General features: G+C 68.0%; 19 protein-coding genes and 1 pseudogene. 10 read left to right on the top strand and 10 right to left on the bottom strand.

Annotated features, from left to right (window positions below):
• Window positions 1–19: 19 nt before the first annotated feature.
• Entirely contained in the window at window positions 20–694 is a 675-nt protein-coding gene (locus ACIPQB_RS16630; protein ID WP_446486367.1) for a transglutaminase-like cysteine peptidase, read from the top strand.
• Here the strand turns inward: ACIPQB_RS16630 and ACIPQB_RS16625 are convergent.
• Window positions 691–1500, bottom strand: a complete 810-nt coding sequence (locus tag ACIPQB_RS16625; RefSeq protein ID WP_446486366.1) for an aldo/keto reductase — start codon at window positions 1498–1500, stop codon at window positions 691–693. The genes ACIPQB_RS16630 and ACIPQB_RS16625 overlap by 4 nt on opposite strands.
• 113 nt (window positions 1501–1613) lie before the next feature.
• Window positions 1614–2321, bottom strand: coding sequence for a family 16 glycosylhydrolase (locus tag ACIPQB_RS16620; RefSeq protein WP_446486365.1), 708 nt, complete (start codon window positions 2319–2321; stop codon window positions 1614–1616).
• 158 nt (window positions 2322–2479) lie between these two features.
• On the opposite strand from ACIPQB_RS16620, the gene ACIPQB_RS16615 reads away from it, so the two are divergent.
• Window positions 2480–3739, top strand: coding sequence for an O-antigen ligase family protein (locus ACIPQB_RS16615; RefSeq protein ID WP_446486364.1), 1260 nt, complete (start codon window positions 2480–2482; stop codon window positions 3737–3739).
• A 55-nt stretch (window positions 3740–3794) separates the two neighbouring features.
• Here ACIPQB_RS16615 and ACIPQB_RS16610 read toward each other — a convergent pair whose 3' ends face one another.
• Window positions 3795–5711, bottom strand: coding sequence for a monovalent cation:proton antiporter-2 (CPA2) family protein (locus ACIPQB_RS16610; RefSeq protein WP_446486363.1), 1917 nt, complete (start codon window positions 5709–5711; stop codon window positions 3795–3797).
• A 3-nt stretch (window positions 5712–5714) separates the two neighbouring features.
• Window positions 5715–6326: an NAD(P)H-dependent oxidoreductase gene (locus ACIPQB_RS16605; protein WP_446486362.1), complete on the bottom strand. Its 612-nt coding sequence runs from the start codon at window positions 6324–6326 to the stop codon at window positions 5715–5717.
• Window positions 6327–6422: 96 nt separating this feature from the next.
• Here ACIPQB_RS16605 and ACIPQB_RS16600 point away from each other — a divergent pair, with 96 nt between their 5' ends.
• Both ACIPQB_RS16600 and ACIPQB_RS16595 read left to right on the top strand, forming a co-directional pair.
• Window positions 6423–7151 (top strand): CoA transferase subunit A, encoded by a 729-nt coding sequence (locus tag ACIPQB_RS16600; protein ID WP_446486361.1) that lies wholly within the window; start codon window positions 6423–6425, stop codon window positions 7149–7151.
• Window positions 7151–7792 (top strand): 3-oxoacid CoA-transferase subunit B, encoded by a 642-nt coding sequence (locus ACIPQB_RS16595; protein WP_446486360.1) that lies wholly within the window; start codon window positions 7151–7153, stop codon window positions 7790–7792. The genes ACIPQB_RS16600 and ACIPQB_RS16595 overlap by 1 nt, the downstream gene beginning before the upstream one ends.
• Window positions 7793–7834: 42 nt before the next feature.
• Here ACIPQB_RS16595 and ACIPQB_RS16590 read toward each other — a convergent pair whose 3' ends face one another.
• Entirely contained in the window at window positions 7835–9424 is a 1590-nt protein-coding gene (locus ACIPQB_RS16590; protein ID WP_446486359.1) for an ArnT family glycosyltransferase, read from the bottom strand.
• A 196-nt stretch (window positions 9425–9620) separates the two neighbouring features.
• Between ACIPQB_RS16590 and ACIPQB_RS16585 the strand changes: the two genes are divergently transcribed.
• The 4 genes from ACIPQB_RS16585 (at window position 9621) to ACIPQB_RS16570 (ending at window position 15230) form a co-directional block, all read left to right on the top strand.
• Window positions 9621–12131 carry a TonB-dependent receptor gene (locus ACIPQB_RS16585; protein ID WP_446486358.1) on the top strand — a complete coding sequence of 837 codons (2511 nt, stop codon included), beginning with the start codon at window positions 9621–9623 and terminating at the stop codon, window positions 12129–12131.
• A 147-nt stretch (window positions 12132–12278) separates the two neighbouring features.
• Window positions 12279–13283 carry an agmatine deiminase family protein gene (locus tag ACIPQB_RS16580; RefSeq protein WP_446486357.1) on the top strand — a complete coding sequence of 335 codons (1005 nt, stop codon included), beginning with the start codon at window positions 12279–12281 and terminating at the stop codon, window positions 13281–13283.
• Entirely contained in the window at window positions 13280–14158 is an 879-nt protein-coding gene (gene aguB / locus ACIPQB_RS16575) for an N-carbamoylputrescine amidase (RefSeq protein WP_446486356.1), read from the top strand. Before ACIPQB_RS16580 ends, aguB begins: the two co-directional genes overlap by 4 nt.
• Window positions 14159–14435: 277 nt before the next feature.
• Window positions 14436–15230, top strand: a complete 795-nt coding sequence (locus ACIPQB_RS16570; RefSeq protein ID WP_446486355.1) for a SapC family protein — start codon at window positions 14436–14438, stop codon at window positions 15228–15230.
• 99 nt (window positions 15231–15329) lie between these two features.
• Here ACIPQB_RS16570 and ACIPQB_RS16565 read toward each other — a convergent pair.
• Window positions 15330–15415: pseudogene (locus tag ACIPQB_RS16565) on the bottom strand (hypothetical protein); the annotation flags it as partial.
• A 3-nt stretch (window positions 15416–15418) separates the two neighbouring features.
• Window positions 15419–15811 carry an acyl dehydratase gene (locus tag ACIPQB_RS16560; RefSeq protein ID WP_446486354.1) on the bottom strand — a complete coding sequence of 131 codons (393 nt, stop codon included), beginning with the start codon at window positions 15809–15811 and terminating at the stop codon, window positions 15419–15421.
• A gap of 116 nt (window positions 15812–15927) precedes the next feature.
• Here ACIPQB_RS16560 and ACIPQB_RS16555 point away from each other — a divergent pair, with 116 nt between their 5' ends.
• Complete coding sequence (locus tag ACIPQB_RS16555; RefSeq protein ID WP_446486353.1) at window positions 15928–18090, top strand: protein-disulfide reductase DsbD family protein; 2163 nt, start codon at window positions 15928–15930, stop codon at window positions 18088–18090.
• Between the two features lie 6 nt (window positions 18091–18096).
• Here the strand turns inward: ACIPQB_RS16555 and ACIPQB_RS16550 are convergent, their stop codons facing one another.
• Together ACIPQB_RS16550 and ACIPQB_RS16545 are read right to left on the bottom strand one after the other, a co-directional pair.
• Complete coding sequence (locus ACIPQB_RS16550) at window positions 18097–18825, bottom strand: DUF1353 domain-containing protein (RefSeq protein WP_446486352.1); 729 nt, start codon at window positions 18823–18825, stop codon at window positions 18097–18099.
• Window positions 18826–19046: 221 nt separating this feature from the next.
• Window positions 19047–19538, bottom strand: a complete 492-nt coding sequence (locus tag ACIPQB_RS16545) for a hypothetical protein (protein WP_446486351.1) — start codon at window positions 19536–19538, stop codon at window positions 19047–19049.
• A 111-nt stretch (window positions 19539–19649) separates the two neighbouring features.
• Here ACIPQB_RS16545 and pgi point away from each other — a divergent pair, with 111 nt between their 5' ends.
• On the top strand, window positions 19650–21269 hold the full coding sequence (gene pgi / locus ACIPQB_RS16540; RefSeq protein ID WP_446486350.1) for a glucose-6-phosphate isomerase: 1620 nt from the start codon (window positions 19650–19652) through the stop codon (window positions 21267–21269).
• A gap of 184 nt (window positions 21270–21453) precedes the next feature.
• Here pgi and ACIPQB_RS16535 read toward each other — a convergent pair whose 3' ends face one another.
• Complete coding sequence (locus ACIPQB_RS16535; protein ID WP_446486349.1) at window positions 21454–21732, bottom strand: hypothetical protein; 279 nt, start codon at window positions 21730–21732, stop codon at window positions 21454–21456.
• Window positions 21733–21742: the final 10 nt, after the last annotated feature.

Raw genomic sequence — 21742 nt, 5'->3', positions numbered from 1 at the left:
TGCTTTTGGGGTTTCGGTCATGAAGAGACTTTCGATCCTGTCGCTGTTGCTGGTCGGTCAACTCCTGACCGCCTGCGCCACGACGACGGCCCCGCAGCCTTCGGCCGCGCGCTCGGCCGGGTTCATGGAGCAGGGACGCGAAGTTGTCGCGCCGAGCGGCATGGCCGCCCTGTGCAGCGACGACGCCTCCGCCTGTCCGCGGGTGACCGGAGACCCGCTCCGCGTCGCTCAGCCCGAGCCGTTGACCGCCGAACGTTGGGCGCTGCTGGACCGGGTCAACCGCGAGGTCAACGACCAGATCCGCCCAGCGAGCGACAAGGCGATCTACGGGGTTGATGAACGCTGGGTCGATCCTTTGCTGAACAAGGTCTCGAATCGCGACTTCGCCCGGGGCGACTGCGAGGACTACGCCCTGGCCAAGCGCGACGCTCTGCTGGCCGCAGGTTGGCCCGCCGAGAGCCTGTTCATGGCCGTCGGGCTCCATGACCGCCTGGGCCTGCACACGGTGCTGGTGGCGCGCACCTCGCGCGGCGACCTGGTGCTGGACAGCCGCTCGCCCTGGATTGTCGGCTTCAACGAGACGCCCTATCTCTGGATCAAGCGGCAAGTGGCCGCCGACTCGCTGCGCTGGGTGGGCGTCTGGCGCGAGGCTCCGACCACCCTGGCCGCCCTGTCGACCCCGATCAACCGTTAGACCTTGGCCGCCGTGACCAGCTCGCGCAGCCGGTCGCGGCGGCTGACGCCGACCACCACGCAATCCACCCCCGGCTGACGCGCCGCCAGGGCCACCGCTTCGGGCGGGCGCAGGTCTGGAGCAAGGCGGATCGCCTCCCGCGCCAGAACCTTGATCCCCCGCGCGGCGATGGCCTGGCCCGCCGGCCCCGCGACCGTCGCTGCGATCAGATCCACGGGCAGTTCAAGCAAGTCGATCCCCGGCAGGGCAAGGGCCATGTCCAAGGCCGCCGCGTCGTCGCACGAGACCCCTACGAACCGCGCCTTGCCCGCCGATTTGAGGGCGGTCAGCGCCTCGGCCAGGCCCGGAACGGCCAGCGCGTCGGCCGGCGGGCTGTGCAGCAGGAAGCCGTCAACGTAGTCCGATCTCAAGCGCCGCAGCGACGCCTCCAGGGCGCCCGCCAGCCGGGACGGCGTGAAATCCTCGGCCATCGCCCCCTCGCGCCGCGCGGTCACCGCCCCTCCGCGGCCGGTTGCGCGCAACAGCGGCCGCAGGATCGGCTTCAACGGCGCCATCAGCCGCATCTTGGCCGAGAACAGCTTGCCGGCCTTGGTCACCACGAACGCCTGGTCGCGCCGCCCGCGCAGCAACCGGCCCAGTTCGCGCTCGCTGTCGCCCTGGCCATAGATGTCGGCGGTGTCGAACACCGTGACGCCCAGGTCCAGCGCCAGGGCGAGCGTCTCGCGGATTTCGGCGAGCGGCGTGGTGTTGTTGAACGAACCTATCCGGCTGCAGCCGACGCCTAGGCGCGAAAGAAGAGGGGGCATCTGGACGATTGTCCGATCATGAGGTCGACGCGAAGCGCGCGCCAGCGTTGCTATCATCCGTCTTTCGCAAGCCAATGCGAAAACAAGGGTCATGGCCCATCGCGTGATGGGTTCTAGTCGGGAGCCAGCGCCCAACTTCTCACCCAGTCGACCCGCATGGTGTTTCGCTCCGGGTCAGCCAGCGACGCAAGGTCCGGCAGACCGAACTGCGGAAATGTTTCCGTATCGAGGAACAGATACATCGGCTGATTGAAACGATCATAGCTGGCGTTCGACTCGCCAACCTTTTGATTGTCGAGATAAAACCAGATCGTTCTGGCGTCCTTCCACCATGCCCCATAGGTATGCCACTCCGTCACGGGCGTGCTCGTCGTGAAATGATGGATCGTCGGCTGATCGGTCTTCCAGCCGCGACGAAACTCGTGGGTCGCCGCCGCCATCATGTTCGTGCGCTCGGGCCGGGTTTTGGACGCGCCAAACGCCTCTGTAATATCGATCTCGGCTTCGTGCTGGCTCTGGAGCCAGAAGGATGACGAAACCGACAGGTCCGAGGCCTTGAGCCTGGCTTCATAATAGCCGGGTCCGGCCAGGGGCATGCGCGACATCACGACCGAGGTGCGCACCCACGAGGCGCCCCACAATATCGGATTGCCGGAGATGGCGGCGGTAGCTTTAAGGTTAAGGTTCCCGCCGCTGACGCTGACATTCGCGGGATCAAAAACGCTCGGAGGGCGTCCCTTCCAGTAAAACAGGCTCGGGGACCACTTGCTCTTGTCGAGCGACGTTCCGTTGAACTCGTCGGATAACGCGTCGACAGCCACCCATCTTCCGGTGCTGAGCGCAGGAGGAGCCGCCCGCGCGATTGGACTGACCGCTACTGCGGCAGCCGTACAAATAGCACCTACAGTCCGCCAGCCGACTAGCATTTCAGACTCCTCGCCTATAGAGACGACAGCTTCTAGGTTGGACGAGATTGCTCATGGCTCCCAAGACCGCAACCGTGCAAGGGCCTTCCGGCCTGGCGAACCTCGATCTTTTTGCCATCGCAATCGGCATCCGCTTTGTGTTGATGTGTTTGTTGCCACTGGCGTTCGATCCAAAGTCAACGATCCTGACTGCGGCCACGGTGTCGTGTTCCCTGATCTTCATGCTCTTTGGCGCCCTTTCTTTGGCCGCCAACCCATGGATGAATCGATCCATGCCCACAATTGCAGAGGGAGGTTATCTATCCATCTTTCTGCTCGGCATGATCGGGATGCTCTACTATTTCAGCCAGAACCCTCAATCGGCCATCTATGGTTGGGCGTGTGACTTCGCCGGTTGCGTCGGATTGCTTCTGATCGTGCGGGGCCAAGCCAAGGCGCCGAGCATAGACTTGATACAAGTGATCGGACTTGTTGGATTTATACCGCTCGTCATCCGCCTTTTTCTGGCGTCGCGCCATGGTTTCGATTTTGTCTTGACGCAGGACATCATGCATAGAAATGCATTCGGCTATATAGCCTGCATCGGAATGGTGTTTGCAACGATTTCTGTTTGCACAAAGAGAACGGTGTTTTCGAGTTCCCTGTTGCTGTTTTATGCGGCCATGGTGGTGCTTTCATTTTCGAAGACATCGTGGATCTTGGCGATTGTCCTGCTGATCCTTAGCGCAGTGCTGAACTTCAGCCGCGGGGCGTTGATATTCGTAATCGTTCTGGTCGCCTCCATGGTGGCGATTTATATCTTGCTGCCGTCGGTCCCTGAAATGCTTTCCGGCTATCTCGATCACTATATCAACGCCAGTCACAATGCGAGCATCACCAGTCGCAAAGAGATATGGTCCTGGGCCTGGGAACGTATGGGGCAGAATCCGATCACTTATCTGGTCGGTTATGGATATAATTCCGGCAGCAACTTTGATTTCCCCGGGCAAGGCCGCATTTACAGTCTTCACAATGAAGGCGTCAGCGCGCTGTTTTCGTTCGGCGTCGTTGGTGTCGGTCTCATTCTGCTGTATCTGGCGACGATCATTAGCAGCTTGCCGCGCCTGAAGTATTATAGTCCTACGGCCTATGCGGCGACCCTGGTGATCGGCGCGGTGTTCCTTAGCCGAGGATATTCCGAGGTCAGCTTCACGGCCACCGTGCCGTTCAATTTCCTGATGTGGATCGTGCTGAGCCTCAATGTCTGGGGCTTCCTGAATTCGCCGATGGCCAGGCCGCGTCCAAAGGTTCAGGAGCGCCGAAGGACGAACTGAACCCCGCGAACGCGGAACTGATCAGAGGGGCGCGACGGCTGAGGGGTAACCTCTCCTATTTCGCGCCCTCTCGCCGTTCGGTCTCGCGTTCGGCCCGCCCGCGCAGTTCCTCGTCGAGGCTGGCGGTGTCCCAGGCGCCGGCCGCGTCGCCGGGGCGCAGGCGGGCCAGGTCGGCGCTCAGCAGCCGGTCCATGGTCTGGGCGGCGTCGCGCGAGGCCAGGATATAGGCCTCCTCCTGGCCCCAGATCGGCCGCAGGTCCTCGAACGTCCGGCGGTCGTGGCGGCGGAAGATCGAGGCGGCGCGGTGGGCGCGGTGGGCGCGGTAGCCGAGTTTCTGCAGGGCCGTGGTCCCCAGGGCCAGGGCGGCCTCGAAGGTCTCGCGCTCGACCGCGTCGGCGCCGTTGGCCAGCAGGTCATAGGCGTGGCGGCGGTCCCAGGCCCGGGCCAGGATCACCAGTTGGGGGAAGGCCTTGCGGGCGGTCTCGACCAGCTCGACGGTCTTTTCGCGGTCGTCGAGGGCGACGATCAGCATTCGGGCCCGCTCGATGCCGGCGGCCCGCAGCAGGTCCATGCGGGTGGCGTCGCCATAGTGCACCCGGCGGCCGAAGCGGCGCAGCAGGTCGATCTGCTCGATGTCGCTGTCCAGCACCGTCGAGCGGAAGCCGTTGGCGGTCAGCAGGCGGCCGGTGATCTGGCCGAAGCGGCCGAAGCCGGCGATGATGATGTCCGGCTCGCCGTCCTCGAAATCGCCGGTGGCCGGCTCGACCTTGGGAATGGCCGCGTCCATGGCCTGGGCGATGCGCTCATAGAGCATCATGGCCACCGGGGTCAGGGCCATGGAGACCGCGACCGCGGCGGTCAGCAGGGCCGCCAGGGTGGCGCCGATCACCCCGGCCCCGACCGTGAAGGTCAGCAGCACGAAGGCGAACTCGCCGCCCTGGGCCAGGGCGGTGGCCACCGCCGCCGCGCCGCGGGCCGGGGCCCCGAACGCCCGGGCCAGGCCGAACATGACCAGGAACTTCAGGCTCATCAGCCCCAGCACCAGGCCGATCAGGGTCAGGGGCTGGCTGGCCGCCAGCCGCAGGTCGATGCCGGCCCCGACGGTGATGAAGAACAGGCCCAGCAGCAGGCCGCGGAACGGCTCGATGTCGCTCTCCAGCTCGCGGCGGAACTCGCTCTCGGCCAGAACCACTCCGGCCAGGAAGGCCCCCAGGGCCGGCGACAGGCCGACGGTCTGCATCAGGCTGGCCACGCCGACCACGATCAGCAGGGCGGCGGCCGTGAAGATCTCGCGCAGCCGGGCCTCGGCGATGAAGCGGAAGATCGGCCGCACCAGGTAGCGGCCGCCGCCGACCACGGCCCCGACCGCCACCAGCACCGCCAGGCCCTGGGCCCAGGCCGGCAGGTGGGCGACCAGGCTGGCCTCGCCATGCCCGGCGGCCGCGGCGTGGGCCGGCGGGGCGACGGTGGCCAGGGTCGGCAGCAGGGCGAACATCGGGATCACCGCCAGGTCCTGCAGCAGCAGGATGCCGAAGGCGGCGCGGCCGACCGGGCCCTGCCTCAGCCCCTTCTCGTCGAGGGTCTGCAGCACGATGGCGGTGGACGACATGGCCAGCACCATGCCGACGGCCAGGGCCGTCTGCCAGGGCAGGCCCAGCAGCATCGAGACGCCGGCGATGGCCAGCGAGGTGCCGACCACCTGGGCGCCGCCGAAGCCGAAGATCGCCTTGCGCATGTCCCACAGGGTCGAGGGCTGCACCTCCAGGCCGATCAGGAACAGCAGGATGACGACGCCGAACTCGGCGAACTTCATGACGTCGGCCTGCTGGCCGACCAGGGACAGGGCGAAGGGGCCGATCAGCACCCCGGCGATCAGGTAGCCGAGCACCGAGCCCAGCCCGAGGCGCTTGGCGATCGGCACGGAAATCACGGCGGCGCCGAGATAGACCAGGGCCTGCAACAGGAACGACATGGCTCAGGCTCCCAGTTCGGCGTCGGCCGGGGCCGTCAGCAGCGAGGCGATGCGGGCCCGGTAGCGGCCGGCCTCGGCCTTGAGCTCGGCGTCGTCCTTCAGCGCGGCGCCATGGACCACGAACGGCGTCTCCCAGACCATGCCGCACAGATAGGCCGTCTGTTCCAGCGGCCGCAGGAAGTCGTCCATGCTGAAGCGGTTGTAGCCGTGGGCGTGATAGGCCTTGGCCGCCCCGCCGGTGGTGCAGGCGACGAACAGGCGCTTGCCGGCCAGGGCGTTGCCGTCCAGGCCGTAGGCGAAGCCGTGCAGCCACACCAGGTCGAACCACTCCTTCAGCAGGGCCGGGGTCGAGTACCAGTAGAGCGGGAACTGCAGGGCCACGACGCCGTGGGCGACCAGGGTCGCCTGTTCGGTCTCGATGTCGATCGCGAAGTCGGGATAGGTCTCGTAGAGGTCGTGGAAGGTGACGCCCGCCAGGCCCTTGGCCGCCTTGGCCAGGGCGCGGTTGGCGCGCGACCGTTCAAGGGCCGGATGGGCCAGGGTCAGCAGCACGCGGGCGGTGGCGGCGGGGGCGGTCGCGGTGGTAGTTTCCCCAGGGTCAGGCTGATCGGTCACGCCGCGGCTCCAGGCATCGAAATTTTATTCATCAAGGGTTGAATTTCCTCGGCCGGCGGCTCAGAGCAGTCGGCGAACGTCGCTCCGGGAGGAACCATGGTCGACAAGGTCAAGTCCACCGCCGTCGAGGCGCTGGCGGGTGTTTTGTTCGATGGCATGACCATCATGGCTGGGGGCTTCGGCCTCTGCGGCATTCCCGAGAACCTGATCGCGGCGATCCGCGAAACGGGCGTCAAGGACCTCACGGTGGTCTCCAACAATTGCGGCGTCGACGGCTTCGGCCTGGGGATCCTGCTGGAGAACCGCCAGATCAAGAAGATGGTCTCGTCCTATGTGGGCGAGAACAAGCTGTTCGAACAGCTCTACCTCAGCGGCGAGCTGGAGTTGGAGTTCAATCCGCAGGGCACCCTGGCCGAACGCATCCGCGCCGGCGGGGCGGGCATCCCCGCCTTCTTCACCCGCACCGGGGTCGGCACCCTGGTGGCCGAGGGCAAGGAGGTGCGCGAGTTCGACGGCGAGCTCTATGTGATGGAGCGCGGCCTGACCGCCGACCTGGCGATCGTCAAGGCCTGGAAGGCCGACGCCGAGGGCAACCTGATCTATCGGAAGACGGCCCGCAACTTCAACCCGATGATGGCCACGGCCGGCAAGGTCACCGTCGTCGAGGTCGAGGCCATCGTGCCGATCGGCGGGCTCGACAAGGACAACATCCACACCCCGGGCATCTATGTCGACCGGCTGATCCAGGGCACCCGGTACGAAAAGCGCATCGAGCGGGTCACCACCCGTCCCCGCGAGACCCTGATCATGGGAGCCGACGCCTGATGGCCTGGACACGCGACGAGATGGCGGCCCGCGCCGCCCGGGAGCTGCGCGACGGCTTCTATGTCAACCTGGGCATCGGCATCCCGACCCTGGTGGCCAACTACATCCCCGAGGGCATGCACGTGACGCTGCAGAGCGAGAACGGCATGCTCGGCATGGGCCCCTTCCCCTATGAGGGCGAGGAGGACGCCGACCTGATCAACGCCGGCAAGCAGACCATCACCGAGCTGGACTCGAGCTCGTACTTCTCGTCGGCTGACAGCTTCGCGATGATCCGCGGCGGCCACATCGCCCTGTCGATCCTGGGCGGCATGCAGGTGGCCCAGAACGGCGACCTCGCCAACTGGATGGTGCCCGGCAAGATGGTCAAGGGCATGGGCGGGGCCATGGACCTGGTGGCCGGGGTCAAGCGGGTGGTGGTGGTCATGGACCATTGCGAAAAGTCCGGCGCTCCCAAGCTGCTGCACCGCTGCTCCCTGCCCCTGACCGGGGCCGGGGTGGTCGACCTGCTGATCACCGAGCTCGGCGTGTTCGAGATCAACCGCGGCAGGACGCCGGTGCGGCTGATCGAACTGGCCCCGGGCGCCAGCGTCGACGAGGTCAAGGCCAAGACCGAGGCCGAGTTCGAGGTGGCGGTCTAGCCCAGAATCCTTCCCTCCCCTTCATGGGGCGGGAAGGTCCTTTTACTTCGTCGACCCGCCGTTCTCCGGATCCGGCGGCAGCCCCGTCTTCGGATCGCGCGGCACGGGCTGGAAGCCCTGGGCGATGAACAGGTCGGTGCGGCGGGCGCGTTTCCTGTCCAGCCGTACACGGACGATCTGAAGATCTGAGGTCGTCGCGAAGTCCTGCTTGATCTTGGCGCGGTAGACGCCCTCCAGGCTGGCGATCAGGGCCCGGCGGCCGAGCGGCTCGGTCATCGGCGCCTCGGCCTCGGCTTGGTTGCGGGCGGCGATCTCGTGCACCCACATCCGCAGCGGCGGGGCGGCCGGCGTGCCGAAATAGTCGCGGCCGTAATAGGCGACGACGTTGAACAGGAAGCGGTCGTCGACGGCCACGGCGGTCAGGCCGCCGTGCAGGGCCTGCTCCTCGCGGGCTCGGCCGATGATCGCCTGCACCGTCTGGTCCCAGCCGCGGGCCCGCTTGAAGCTGTTGGCCATGCCCATGGCGTCGGCGGTGCGCGGCTGGATCACCCAGGCCAGGAACACCGCCGCCAGCGCCGCCTGCAGGGCCAGGCCGCCGATCAGCCAGCGCCGGGCCTCCCAGCGCAGCAGCCAGGCGGCGACCAGCACCGAGCCGGCCACATAGGCCGCCCCGGCCCAGTTGGCGTTGGCCCGCGACACGAAGGCCTGGGCCGCCACCGTGACCAGGGGCGGCAGGGCGAAACACAGCAGCATGACGTCGGCCGCCTGCAGCCGCCGGCGCGCGGCCAGCAGCAGGCCGCCGGCGGCCAGCACCGCGAAGGGGACGGGCCCGAACACCCCGAACTGCGAGCCGACGAACTCGACCAGCTCCAGCGGGTTGAACAGCTTGCCCTTCCAGTTGGCGTTGGCGGCGGTGTGCTCCAGCGTCGAGAAGTGGTGGTTGAGGTTCCAGACCATGTTCGGCGCGAAGACCACGAACAGGGCGGCGAAGAAGGCCGCCGCCATGGGCGGAGTCCAGGCCCGCCGGGCCTCGCGCGACAGGACCAGGTGCGCGCCCAGGCTGGCCAGGGCGTAGATCGCCGCGTACTTGCTGAGGAACGCCATCCCCAGGGCTGCGCCCATGCCCGCGGCGACCCAGACCCGGCTGCGCGGCGAGGCGGCCGGCAGGGCCGCGCAGGCCCAGACCATCAGGGCCAGGAAGAACAGCAGCGGCGTGTCGGTGGTGATCAGCACCGACGACAGCTGGACGCCCGGCATCAGGCTGAACACCGCCGCCGCCGCCAGCCCGATCCAGGCGCCGTGGCGCTCGTCGCCGTATAATCTCCGGGCAATGCGGGCCACGACCAGGGCCGTGCCGGCGTTGAGCAGGGGCGAGCCGATCCGCAGCCAGGCCTCGGCGTCGCCGCCGACCCGCGTCGTCGCCCAGATCAGCCAGGCGATTACCGGCGGCTTGGAGAAATAGCCGAAGTCCAGGTGGCGCGACCACAGCCAGTACTGGGCTTCGTCCGGGTACAGCTCCAGCGGGGTGACGAACAGCGCCACGACCCGCAGGATCGTCAGAACGCCCACCAGGAGCAGCGTCAGCCGCCATGCCCGGGCCCTTTCCGACAGCGCCGTTTCGTCAAGAGCCACGCTGATTTCTCCCGCATAAGTAAGAGGACGCTGACTAAATCTTCCGCAAGCGGCGCTGTCGTGGCGGGTTTATCGGCGATCGTGGCCTTTCCGTCACCAAACCTTCTAAATAGGTCGCTAAACAACCCCACAATGAGTGGTCCCGCGGGCTTCATGCACCCCGTCGCGACCTGAATGAGGGGACTAGATCAAGATGATGACGAAAAAGCTCGCCTGCCTGGCGTCGACCGCCCTGGTCGGCTGCCTGCTGAGCGCCACGGGCGCGATGGCCCAGTCGACTGCCTCGACCGAACTCGACCAGGTGGTGGTCACCGCGTCGGTCGGCCCGAAGACCGTTGGCGGCATGATCACCGCCGAGACCGTCGCCAAGAGCCGCACCACGGTCACCCAAGAATTCCTGGCCACCCAGGTTCCCGGCCAGACGGTGCTCCAATCGCTGAACGTTCTGACGCCTGGTCTGAACTTCACCAACAATGACCCCTACGGCTCCAGCGGCGGCAACATCCGTCTGCACGGTTTCGACGGCAACCGCGTCGCCCTGACCTTGGACGGCATTCCGCTGAACGACACCGGCAACTACGCCAGCTACACCAACCAGCTGCCGGACTCAGAGGTCATCGCCAGCTCCACGGTCAATACCGGCTCGACCGACGTCGATAGCCCGACCGCGGCCAGCACCGGCGGCACCATCAGCATCTCCACCCTGACCCCGTCCAAGACGCCCAGCGCCTGGGTCCAAGCCAGCGGCGGCAGCTTCGACTACCAACGCTACGCCGCCTTCGCTGAAACCGGCGCGATCGGCCCCTGGGGCACGCGGATGTGGATCGAGGGTTCGTACCAGAAGTACGACAAGTTCAAGGGTCAAGGCGAAATCTACAAGCGCCAGGTCAACGCCAAGATCTATCAACCGCTCGGCGACGGCGGCGACTTCATCAGCCTGGCCGCCCACTACAACGTCAACCGCAACAACGCCTATCTCGGCCCGAACCTGCGGACCTCGACGGCCTCTCTGCCGAACCAGGTCGATGAGGCGAATTTCGGCTGGGGCGGCGACTTCAACACCACCTATGCGCCCATCACCTCTACGCCCGCCGCCACCGGCGACGTGGATACCGATCCGTCGGCCAACTCCAACTACTACGGCCTGCGGGTCAACCCCTCGAACACCGGCAACCTGCGCGGTCAGTCGCTGTTTCACCTGGGCGAGAGTTTCATCCTGACGGTGGATCCGTCGTTCCAGTACACCCTGGCCAACGGCGGCACCCAGAACACGCTCCTGTCGGAAACCTCCCCTCAGCTGATGGGGGCCAGCACGACGGCCGTCGATTTGAACGGCGATGGCGACACCCGCGACACCGTCCGGGTCATGAACCCGAGCAACACCAACACCCGTCGCTACGGCCTGACGAGCTCGGTGATCTGGAAGCTGAACGAGAGCAACCTGTTCCGCGTCGCCTACACTCTTGACGAAGGCCATCACCGCCAGACCGGCGAATATAGCTATATCAACGCCGACCATACCTATCAGAGCTGGTTCGGCGGCAAGGACGGCCACGGCGACAAGATCGTGACCGGCGACGGCAAGAGCTTCATGCGCAACCGCGACCGCGCCTCAGTCGCGACGCTGAACCAGATCAGCGCCGAATATCGCGGCAAGTTCATGGATGACAACCTCGGCGTCAGCATCGGCGTGCGGGCGCCGTTCTTCAAGCGCGAACTGAACCAGTTCTGCTATTCGCAGAACGGCTCGAGCACCGTGCGCTGCACCACCGAAACGCCGAACGCCACGCTGGCCAATGGCAATGTGACTTTCGCGGCCACCGGCTCGACCCAGTTCATCAAGCCGTACAGCAAGACCTTGAAGTACGACGACGTGCTGCCGAACGTCGGCGTCAACTATCGCTTCGGCGAACACAGCCAGATCTTCGGCAGCTATTCTGAATCGACCTCGCTGCCGCGTACGGACAACCTCTACACCGTGTTCCGCCTGGCCAATGGTTCGGTCGGCAACTCGAGCGTGCAGCCGGAAACCAGCAAGACCTTCGAAGGCGGCTATCGCTATCAGAAGAGCGCCGTGATCTTCTCGGCGAGCGCCTGGGCGACCCAGTTCAAGAACCGGATCGTCAGCTCCTACGACCAGCAAAACGACGTCTTCATCGACCGTAACGTCGGCTCTGTGAAACAGTGGGGCATTGACGCCGGTCTGGGCTTCAGCCCGGACGAGAAGCTGAACACCTACTTCTCGGTGTCCTATAACGACAGCGAAGTGCAGGACAACATCAACGTCGGCGGCACGGCTGTGTATCCGGGCGCCGGTCTGGCGGCGGGCTACGTGCCCACCAAGGGCAAGGAGCTGGTCGAGACGCCGCACCTGACCTTCTCCACCCGTCTGCAGTATGAAGTCATCGAGGGTCTGACCCTGGGCGCTCAGGCCAAGTATGTCGGCGCCCGCTGGGCGACCGACGTCAACGACCTGGAGGTCGGTTCTTACGTCACGACGGATCTGGACGCGAAGTACACGCTGGAGAAGTTTGGCTACAAGAACTCCAGCATCCAGCTGAACGTCATCAACCTGTTCGACAAGAACTACTATGGCAGCATCGGCAGCCAGACGACGTCGACCCCGGGAGCGCCCGGTTACGGCCGCGCCTTTGCTCAAGTCGGCGCCCCACGCACGGTGACCGTCACCCTGCGGGCCGGCTTCTAAGGCCTATCCAAGTTTGAACTCAAGAAAGGGCGGTCCGGAGACGGGCCGCCCTTTTTCTTTTGTCGCACGGATTTGCTAGAAGCGGCGCTTGACCCGCGGGCCGTCCCGGCCCATCTGCGCCTCCCGTTTGATCCAGGTTGTTCCGACATGACCCCGACCGTTCCCGCCGAGTGGTCTCCGCACCGCGCCCTGTGGCTGGGTTTCCCCAGCCATGCCGAGCTGTGGCGGGAAGATCTCGAACCGGCCCAGGCCGAGGTCGCCGCCCTGGCCCGGGCCCTGGCCGGTCCCGGCGACGAGCGGGTGCGGCTGATGGTGGTCGGCGACGAGGCCGAGGTCGCCGCCCGCGCCCTGCTGGGCGAAACCAAGGTCGAGATCGTCCGCGGCCAGTTCGGCGACATCTGGCTGCGCGACACCGGACCGATCTTCGTCGACACCGCCCAGGGCCCGGTGGCGGCCGGCTTCCGGTTCAACGGCTGGGGCGGCAAGTACCAGCTGGAGGGCGACGACATCGTCGCCGAGCAGATCGCCGCCGCCAGCGGCGCGCCCCTGGCCCGCAACGGCTTCGTGCTGGAGGGCGGGGCGCTGGACCATGACGGCTCGGGCACCATCCTGACCACCCGCCAGTGCCTGCTCAACGCCAACCGCAACCCGGGCTGGGACGAGGCCGCGGCGACCTCCGCCCTGGCCCAGGCCCTGGGGGCCAAGAAGGTGCTGTGGCTGGGCGACGGCCTGCTCAACGACCATACCGACGGCCATGTCGACAACCTGGCCCGCTTCGTCGCGCCCGGTGTGGTGGCCTGTCCGATGGCCTTCGGGGCCGACGATCCCAACGCCGAGGTCTACGCCCAGACCGCCCGCGCCCTGGCCGGCATGACCGACAGCCGCGGCTCGCCGCTGCAGGTGGTGCGCGTGCCCTCGCCCGGCCGCATCGAGGACGAGGACGGCGAGATCATCCCGGCCTCGCACATGAACTTCCTGATCGCCAATGAAGCGGTGATCGTGCCGATCTACGCCGAGGAGTCCGGGGCCTTCGCCCTGGAGGTGCTCAGCGGCCTGTTCCCCGAGCGCGAGGTGATCGGCCTGAAGTCCACCGCCATCCTGACCGGCGGCGGCTCGTTCCACTGCATCAGCCAGCAGGAGCCCGGCGAATGACCCGCACCCTCAGCGTCGCCGCGATCCAGACCGCCTACGGCCTGGATCTGCAGGCCAATATCAAGAAGACCGAAGGCTTCATCCGGGAGGCGGCCGCCAAGGGCGCCCAGGTGATCCTGCCGTCCGAGCTGTTCCAGGGGCCGTATTTCTGCGTCGCCCAGGAAGAGCGGTGGTTCGCCCAGGCCCATCCGTGGCGCGACCATCCGGTGGTCAAGGCCATCGCCCCCCTGGCCGGCGAGCTGGGCGTGGTCATCCCGATCTCGATCTTCGAGAAGGAGGGGCCGCACTATTTCAACAGCCTGGTGATGGCCGACGCCGACGGCTCCCTGCTGGGCCTCTATCGCAAGAGCCACATTCCCGACGGCCCCGGCTATATGGAGAAGTACTATTTCCGGCCGGGCGACACCGGCTTCAAGGTCTGGGACACCCGCTTCGGCCGGCTGGGGGTCGGCATCTGCTGGGACCAGTGGTACCCGGAGGCGGCCCGGGCCATGGCCCTGATGGGGGCCGAATGCCTGTTCTATCCCACCGCCATCGGCAGCGAGCCGCACGACCCCAGCCTCGACACCGCCCTGCCGTGGCGGCGGGCCATGCAGGGCCATGCGGTGTCGAACATCATGCCGGTGGTCGGGGCCAACCGCATCGGCTTCGAGCCGTGGGACGGCTATCCCAACGGCGGCCAGACCTTCTACGGCTCCAGCTTCGTCGCCGACCACCGCGGCGACCTGGTCAGCGAGCTGGGCCGGGCCGACGAGGGCCTGGTGGCGGCGACCTTCGACCTCGACTTCCTGCAAACACACCGGGCCGCCTGGGGCTTCTTCCGCGACCGCCGGCCGGATCTCTACGGGACCCTGGCGTCCGGCCGGCCGGCCTAGCGGGGCGAGGCGCGCGGGGGCGTCGCGCGTCCTTCGAGGCTCGGCTGCGCCTCGCACCTCAGGATGAGGAAGTCTTGCTGATGTCCTCATCCTGAGGCGCCCTCCAGCGGAGGGCCTCGAAGGACGCAGGATCGTTCCGGTGGTTTCAAACCAGCATCGACCACCGTCGGAGGCGTCGATTGCGAGGCCTCTCCGGATCGGCTAGAAGCGCCAGACGTTTAAAGGCCGCCTGAGCGCAAAAAGGGCGTCCGTTCATTAGCCTTTTATCGAGCTTCTCATGGAAACGACCCAAGCCGCCGGCGGCATCTCCGGCAATGTCCTGTTCTACAACGCCCCGGAGCCCCTGAACCGCGAGCAGCACGCCAAGCTCGGCCTGGTCCACAGGGACAAGCCCTACGGCTTCGCCACCAGCGGCACCGCCGTGCCCGTGGCCGTCACCGAGTTCGCCCCGGCCGCCCTGTCCTATCCGATCATCTTCGCTGGCGAAGACCGCGTGCCGCTGGCCGTGATGGGCCTGAACACCGGCGAGAACCTGTTCATCCAGGCCGATGGCGCTTTCGAGCCGGGCGCCTACATCCCGGCCTATATCCGCCGCTATCCGTTCGTGCTGGCCAATGACGAGGGCGCCGACCGCCTGATCGTCTGCATCGACCGCGGCTCCAGCCTGCTGGCCGAGGGCGGCGAGACCCCGCTGTTCGACGCCAAGGGCGAGCCGACCGAATATACCCAGAACTGCATCAAGTTCTGCGACGACTTCGAGATCGAGCGCCGCCGCACCGACTCCTTCGTGCAGCTGCTGAAGGACAACGACCTGTTCGAGCTGAAGAAGGCGACCTTCGTCCCGCAGGACGCCAACGGCCAGGCCGGCGCGCCGCAGACCGTGGCCGAATATTTCGGCGTCTCGGAAGAGAAGCTCAACGCCCTGCCGGCCGAGAAGATCAAGGAGCTGCAGACCAGCGGCGCCCTGGCCCAGATCTACGCCCACCTGGTGTCGCTGATTGGCTGGGACCGGCTGATCGCCCTGGCCATGCTGCGCCAGCAGCAGGCGGCCAACGCCGGCGCGCTGAACTAGGCTTCGACGCTTCACGGCGTTGAGAGAGGCGGCGGATCCGAAAGGGTCCGCCGCTTTTTCGTTCTGGAGTGAACGTGGTGCGTCCTTCGAGGCCCGCTACGCGGGCGCCTCAGGATGAGGAGCATTGTGGCTGTGAATTCCTCATCCTGAGGTGCGCGCCGTAGGCGAGCCTCGAAGGACGCAGGGCCTCACCGCGCGAAGATGCTGCGAGTCAGGCACGAGAACACCAGCCGCCCCGCCTCGTCGAGCAGGTCGTGCTGGGCGATGACGATGCCCTTGCCCTCGCCGACCGGGTCCTTGCCCATCACCGTCATGCGGCCGCGCAGCAGCTCGCCGGCCGGCGGGTTGCGCAGCCAGCGCAGGGCGTCGACCCCGACCCGCTTGGTCTGCGGCCAGGCGGCGCTGGCCTCGGCGTCGAGCTTGGACCAGATGGCGAAGACCATGGTGTCGGGCGCGCCGCCGGTCGCCGGCCAGCCCGGCTGGAAGGCGGCGCAGAACGCGTCCAGCGCCTTGGCGTCGACGACCGTGGTCCCCAGCGAGACCACCTGGCCGATCTCGATGTCGTCGAAGGCTGCGGGCATGGGCGGGCGACTCCTGTGAACACGGTCATCGACCTGACCACGGCGGCTTGGCCATTGTCGAGAGCGCTTGGAGAGGTCATGTGTCTTGCGTCGTTCGACCGCGTCCGGAACCTGTCATGTTTGTCCGTCGGCTGCTCTCCCTGGTTCCGGCCCTGCTGATCGCGGCGGTCCTGGTCAGTCCCGCCGTGCCGGGCCTGGCCCGGGCCGCGCCGGTCCAGACCGGCCATATCGAGGTCGAGCTGGTGGGGCAGGAGGCCGGGGCGGCGCCGGGCGCGACCCTGTTCGTGGCCCTGCGCCAGAAGATCCAGCCCGGCTGGCACACCTATTGGCGCAATCCCGGCGACGCCGGCGACGCCACCCGCATCGTCTGGACCCTGCCGCCCGGCTGGACCGCCGGCGACATCGTCTGGCCGACCCCGGAGAAGAGCCGGGTCGGGCCGCTGCTCGACTACGCCTATACCGGCGAGGTGCTGCTGCCGACGCCGATCACCGTACCGGCCAACGCGCGGGTCGGCTCGGTCGTTACCCTGAAGGCGGCCGCCGCCTTCCTGGTCTGCGAACAGGTCTGCGTGCCCGAGGACGCCGTGGTCACCCTGACCCTGCCGGTGGTGGCGGGCATGCCGGCCGCCGACCCGGTCTGGGGGGCGAAGATCGCCCAGACCCTGGCCAAGGCCCCCAAGCCGGCCGGGCTGAAGGCGGTGTTCAGCCTGCAGGGTCCGGTGCTGAAGCTGGCCGTCACCGGCCCGCCCCTGGCCGGCGCCGACCTGGCCGGAGCCTATTTCTATCCCTATTCCGGCAAGGCCATCGAGCATCCGCCCGAACAGGGGATCGAGCGCGGGCCGCGCGGCCTGACCCTGTCCCTGACCCCCGGCTATGACTTCACCCAGGCCGAGGCCAAGCCGACCGAACTTTCCGGAGTCCTGGCCCTGAACGGCGCGGCCTACGAGATCGCCGCCACGCCGGGGGCGATCCCGGCCGACGCCCAAGGCCTGGGTCCGCCGGCCGCCCCGGCCAAGGCGGCGGGGGCCAGCCTGGGCCTGCCGCTGGCCGCCGCCTTCGCCTTCCTCGGCGGACTGATCCTCAACCTGATGCCCTGTGTCTTCCCGATCCTGTCGATGAAGGCCGCCAGCCTGGCCGCCCACGCCCACCACGCCGGCCGGACCCGGGTCCAGGGCCTGGCCTTCCTGGTCGGGGTGGTGGTCACCTTCCTGGTCCTGGCCGGTCTGCTGATCGCCGTGCGGGCCGGCGGGGCGGCGGTGGGTTGGGGCTTCCAGCTGCAGTCGCCGCCGGTGGTCGCGGCCCTGGCCCTGGTGATGCTGCTGGTGGCCCTGAACATGTCCGGCGTGTTCGAGGTCGGGGCCTCGGTGCAGGGGGTCGGATCGGGAGCCGGCGGCGACGGCGCGGCCGGAGCCTTCCTGACCGGGGCCCTGGCCGTGGTCGTCGCCGCCCCCTGCACCGCGCCGTTCATGGCCGGAGCCCTGGGCTACGCCCTGACCCAGCCGCCGCTGCCATCGCTGGCGGTGTTCCTGGGCCTGGCCCTGGGCTTCGCCGCGCCCTTCGTGCTGCTGGCCTTCATCCCCGGCCTGCTGGCCCGGCTGCCGCGTCCGGGGCCATGGATGGACCTGCTGAAGAAGGGCCTGGCCTTTCCGATGTACGCCACCGCCGCCTGGTTGGCCTGGGTGTTCAGTCAGCAGGCCGGCGGAATCCCCCTGGCCGCGCTGCTGGCCGCCAGCGTGCTGGTCGCCTTCGCCGCCTGGCTCTACGGCCTGGCCCAGGCGCGGCGGATCGCCGGCCAGCGGGCGGTGGTCCCGTTCGCCCTGGCCGCCCTGTCGCTGCTCGCCGCGGTGGTCCTGGTCGGGGCGGGCCTGCGCGCTGCGCCAAGTCCCGCCGCTTCGGCCGAGGCGACGCCCGTCGCCCCCGCTGGTCCCAGCCTGGCCGCCGAACCGTGGAGCCCGGAAAAGGTGGCCACCCTGCAAGCCGAGGGCAAGGTGGTGATGGTCGACTTCACCGCCGACTGGTGCGTGACCTGCAAGGTCAATGAGGGAACCGCCCTGAAGGGCCAGCGCCTGGCCGACGCCTTCAAGGCCGGCAACGCCGTGCTGCTGCGGGCCGACTGGACCAAGCGCGACGCGACCATCGCCGCGGCCCTGGCCGAGCACGGCCGGGCCGGCGTGCCGCTGTACCTGGTCTATCCGAAGGGCGGCGGCGAACCGGCGATCCTGCCGCAGCTGCTGACCGAGGGCCTGGTGATCGAGGCGATCGAGAAGGCCGCCGCCTGACCGGCCCTATTTCTTGCGGTCGATGAACGGGATCCGGGCCTTGACCTGGTCGAGCGGGGTGCGGGTGACCACCACCGGCGGCGGGGTGGTGACCGCCGGGGCGGCGATCGGATAGGCCCGCCAGCCGCTCTGGATCAGCGCCCCGAAGCCCTGGCAGCCCGGTAGGATCCGCACCGCCCCGGTCCGCGGCTTGGGGAAGGGCGCGGGCTGGAAGACGTCCTGGCGCTTGGGATCGGTGAACCGCCAGTCGGTCGGCAGGCCGTAGCCCTTGTCGCCGCCGATCCGCACGGCCTTGTAGGCGATGTTGGCCTGGAACGGCGGCACGCCGTATTTCAGCATGGCCCGCAGGAAGATGCCGTCGGCCTCCTCGCGCTTGCCCGGCTCGCCGATCGTGTAGAGCCAGTCGTGGATGATGGCCGCCCGGGCGGTCGGGCCCTGCGGATCGACGAAGCCCTGGCCGTACCAGGGCACGCTGGCGAAGTCGGTGACGTACCAGCGCGGCACGACGATCAGCTTGCCGGTCTGGGCGTCGCAATAGGGGAACTCGGCGTCCAGGGTGAACAGCTTGCGGCCGTCCTTGGTCTGGTTGAACAGCATCACCGGCTGCGGGGTCAGGGAGCTCGGCGGAGTCGGGGCGACGACCGGCACGAAGACCGTGGTCTTGGTCTCGGTGGCGCAGCCGGCGAGCGCCAGGCCGAGGGCGAGGGCGGCGGCGGACTTGAACTTTGGCGGCATGATCGGCGGACGGGGCTCGGGAGGCGACTTTCTGGACGGCGAGCTGCGCCTTATCAAGCCTCGATGGCGAAGGTGCGGCGACGGGGTTGAAGTATGGACGCGTAAGGCGGTGCGTCCTTCGAGGCCCGCTGCGCGGGCGCCTCAGGATGAGGAGCTCAGAGCCAACCCACGATCCTCATCCCGAGGTGCGAGCCTCAGGCGAGCCTCGAAGGACTCAAGCCTCACGCCGCCGGCTGCGGCGGGGCGGTGATCACCTCGACATTGTCGTTGAGCAGATAGACCATGTCGCGCAGGGCCATATCCTGGTCCTTGACGGTCTTGGCTTCGCCGACCGCCTTCAGCTTCTCGGGCAGGTCCTGGCTGATGCCGCGCAGGATGCATTTGAGGTCGTCGACCGCGCCGCGCTCCTTGAGGGTCACGTGACCCTTCATGTCGAGGGCCGACAGCTCGCCGATCTGGCCCTGGAAGACGTCGAAGCCCTTCAGGGCTGCGGCGACCGCGGCCGGATCCTTGGGCAGGCCGGCCCGGTAGGCCTCGGCCTGGGCTTTCAGTCCCTTGGCCCGGCCGACGATGTCGACGAACAGCGGCTCGCCGGCCACCGAGGCCGGGGCCTGGCCGGACTGGACCACGGCGGGGGCGGGGCCCGGCTGGGCGTCCGGACTGAACGAAGCGAACCAGAGCATGGCGGAAAAGGCGACGGCGTCACAGGACATGGAGCTCTCCCCGCGAAAAACGTCATTGGTCTTCATGACGCGGCGGCGTCGTTTTGGTAAGCCCGGCCGGGTAAACGCCGATTTACCAACCGCACCGAAAAGGAACGCCGCATGGCCGATCTCGACGCCGCCTGGACCCGCCTGGAAGCCGCCGCCCAGGCCGCCGGCGAAAAGCGCATCGTCGAGATGTTCGCGGCCGAGCCGGGACGGCTCGCGGCACTGACGCTGGACGTCGCCGGCCTGCATATCGATCTTTCCAAGCAGGCCTGGGACGAGGCTGGTCTCGAGGCCGCCCTCGACCTGGCCCACGCCGCCGACGTCGAGGGCGCCCGGGCCCGGATGCTGGCCGGCGAGGCGATCAACGGCTCCGAAGGCCGCGCCGTGCTGCACACCGCCCTGCGCGCCCCGGCCGGGGCCGACATCCAGGCCGGCGGCGTCCCGGTGATGGCCGAGGTCGAGGCCGTCCGCGCCCGGATGAAGGCCTTCGCCGACGCCGTCCGCAGCGGCCAGATCAAGGGCGCGACCGGCAAGCCGTTCACCGCCATCCTGCACATCGGCATCGGCGGCAGCGATCTCGGCCCCCGCCTGCTGTGGGACGCCCTGCGCCCGATCAAGCCGACCATCGACCTGCGCTTCGTGGCCAATGTCGACGGGGCCGAGTTCGCCCTGACCACGGCCGACCTCGATCCCGAACAGACCCTGGTGATCGTGGTCTCCAAGACCTTCACCACCCAGGAGACCCTGGCCAACGCCGGCGCGGCCCGCGCCTGGCTGGCCGCCGCCCTCGGCGAGGCCGGGGCCAACCAGCACCTGGCGGCGATCTCCACGGCCCTGGACAAGACCGCCGCCTTCGGGGTCGCCGACGACCGGGTGTTCGGCTTCTGGGACTGGGTCGGCGGCCGCTATTCGCTGTGGTCGTCGGTCAGCCTGTCGGTGGCCGTGGCCTGCGGCTGGGACGTGTTCGAGGGCTTCTTGGCCGGCGCCGCCGCCATGGACCAGCACTTCGCCACCGCCTCGCTGGAGAACAACGCCCCGGTGCTGCTGGCCCTGGCCCAGATCTTCAACCGTAACGGCCTGGACCGCCGGGCCCGCTCGGTCGTGCCCTATTCGCACCGCCTGCGCCGCCTGGCCTCATTCCTGCAGCAGCTGGAGATGGAGAGCAACGGCAAGTCGGTCGGCCCCGACGGCCAATCCGTTAAACGCGGCACGGCTGTGGTGGTGTTCGGCGACGAGGGCACCAACGTCCAGCACGCCTATTTCCAGTGCATGCACCAGGGGACCGACATCACCCCGCTGGAGTTCATCGCCCTGGCCAAGTCCGACGAGGGTCCGGCCGGCATGCACGAGAAGCTGCTGTCCAACGTCCTGGCCCAGGCCGAGGCCCTGATGATCGGCCGCAGCACCGATGACGTCCGCGCCGAGCTGGTCGCCAAGGGCGTGCCGGAAGCGCAGATCGCGACCCTGGCCCCGCAGCGCACTTTCGCCGGCAATCGCCCGTCGACGACCGTGGTCCTCGACCGCCTGACCCCCCAGACCTTCGGGGCCCTGATCGCCCTCTACGAGCACAAGACCTTCGTCGAGGGGGTGATCTGGGGCGTCAACAGCTTCGACCAGTGGGGCGTGGAGCTGGGCAAGGTGATGGCCGGCCGCATCCTGCCCGAACTGGAAAGCGGGGCGGCGGGCGAGCACGACCCGTCGACGACGGCGCTGATCGGGCGGTTGAAGAAGTAGGGCTCAGAGCCAACTTCCGCCCCCCTAAACACCGTCATCCCGGGCCTTGTGCCCGGGACCCATGGCTCAGCCGACGGTGGGCGGCCTTGGCGCGCCGGCGCGCCACACCTCTGCCCTTGCGGCGGATAGATGGGTCCCGGGCACAAGTGCCCGGGATGACGGGCTGTTGGTGAGGCCGGGAAGGTCAGCCCCAATCCCCGCCACCCCGTTCCCCGCCCTTGCCCCCCGCCAGCGAGGCGTTGATGTCGGCCAGCATGGTCTCGGCGTTGCGCAGCAGCGCCAGCTGGAAGGCCCGCCGGCGGGCGGCGTTGACGGCGGCGTAGCGGGCTTCGAGCTCGGCGTCGGTCAGGCTCTCGGGATCGCGGCCGGCCAGGTCGGCGGCGTCGATGTCGGCGGGGGCGGGCGGGGATTCGGTCCGGGCGGTCCAGGGCCTGACGGGCTGGTGCGGGTCACGCTTGGTCATCGGGAAAGCT

This window comes from Caulobacter sp. LARHSG274 (genome assembly GCF_052871235.1).
The sequence above is the reverse complement of the archived record's forward strand: the minus strand, read 5'-3'. Positions and strand labels throughout refer to the sequence as shown.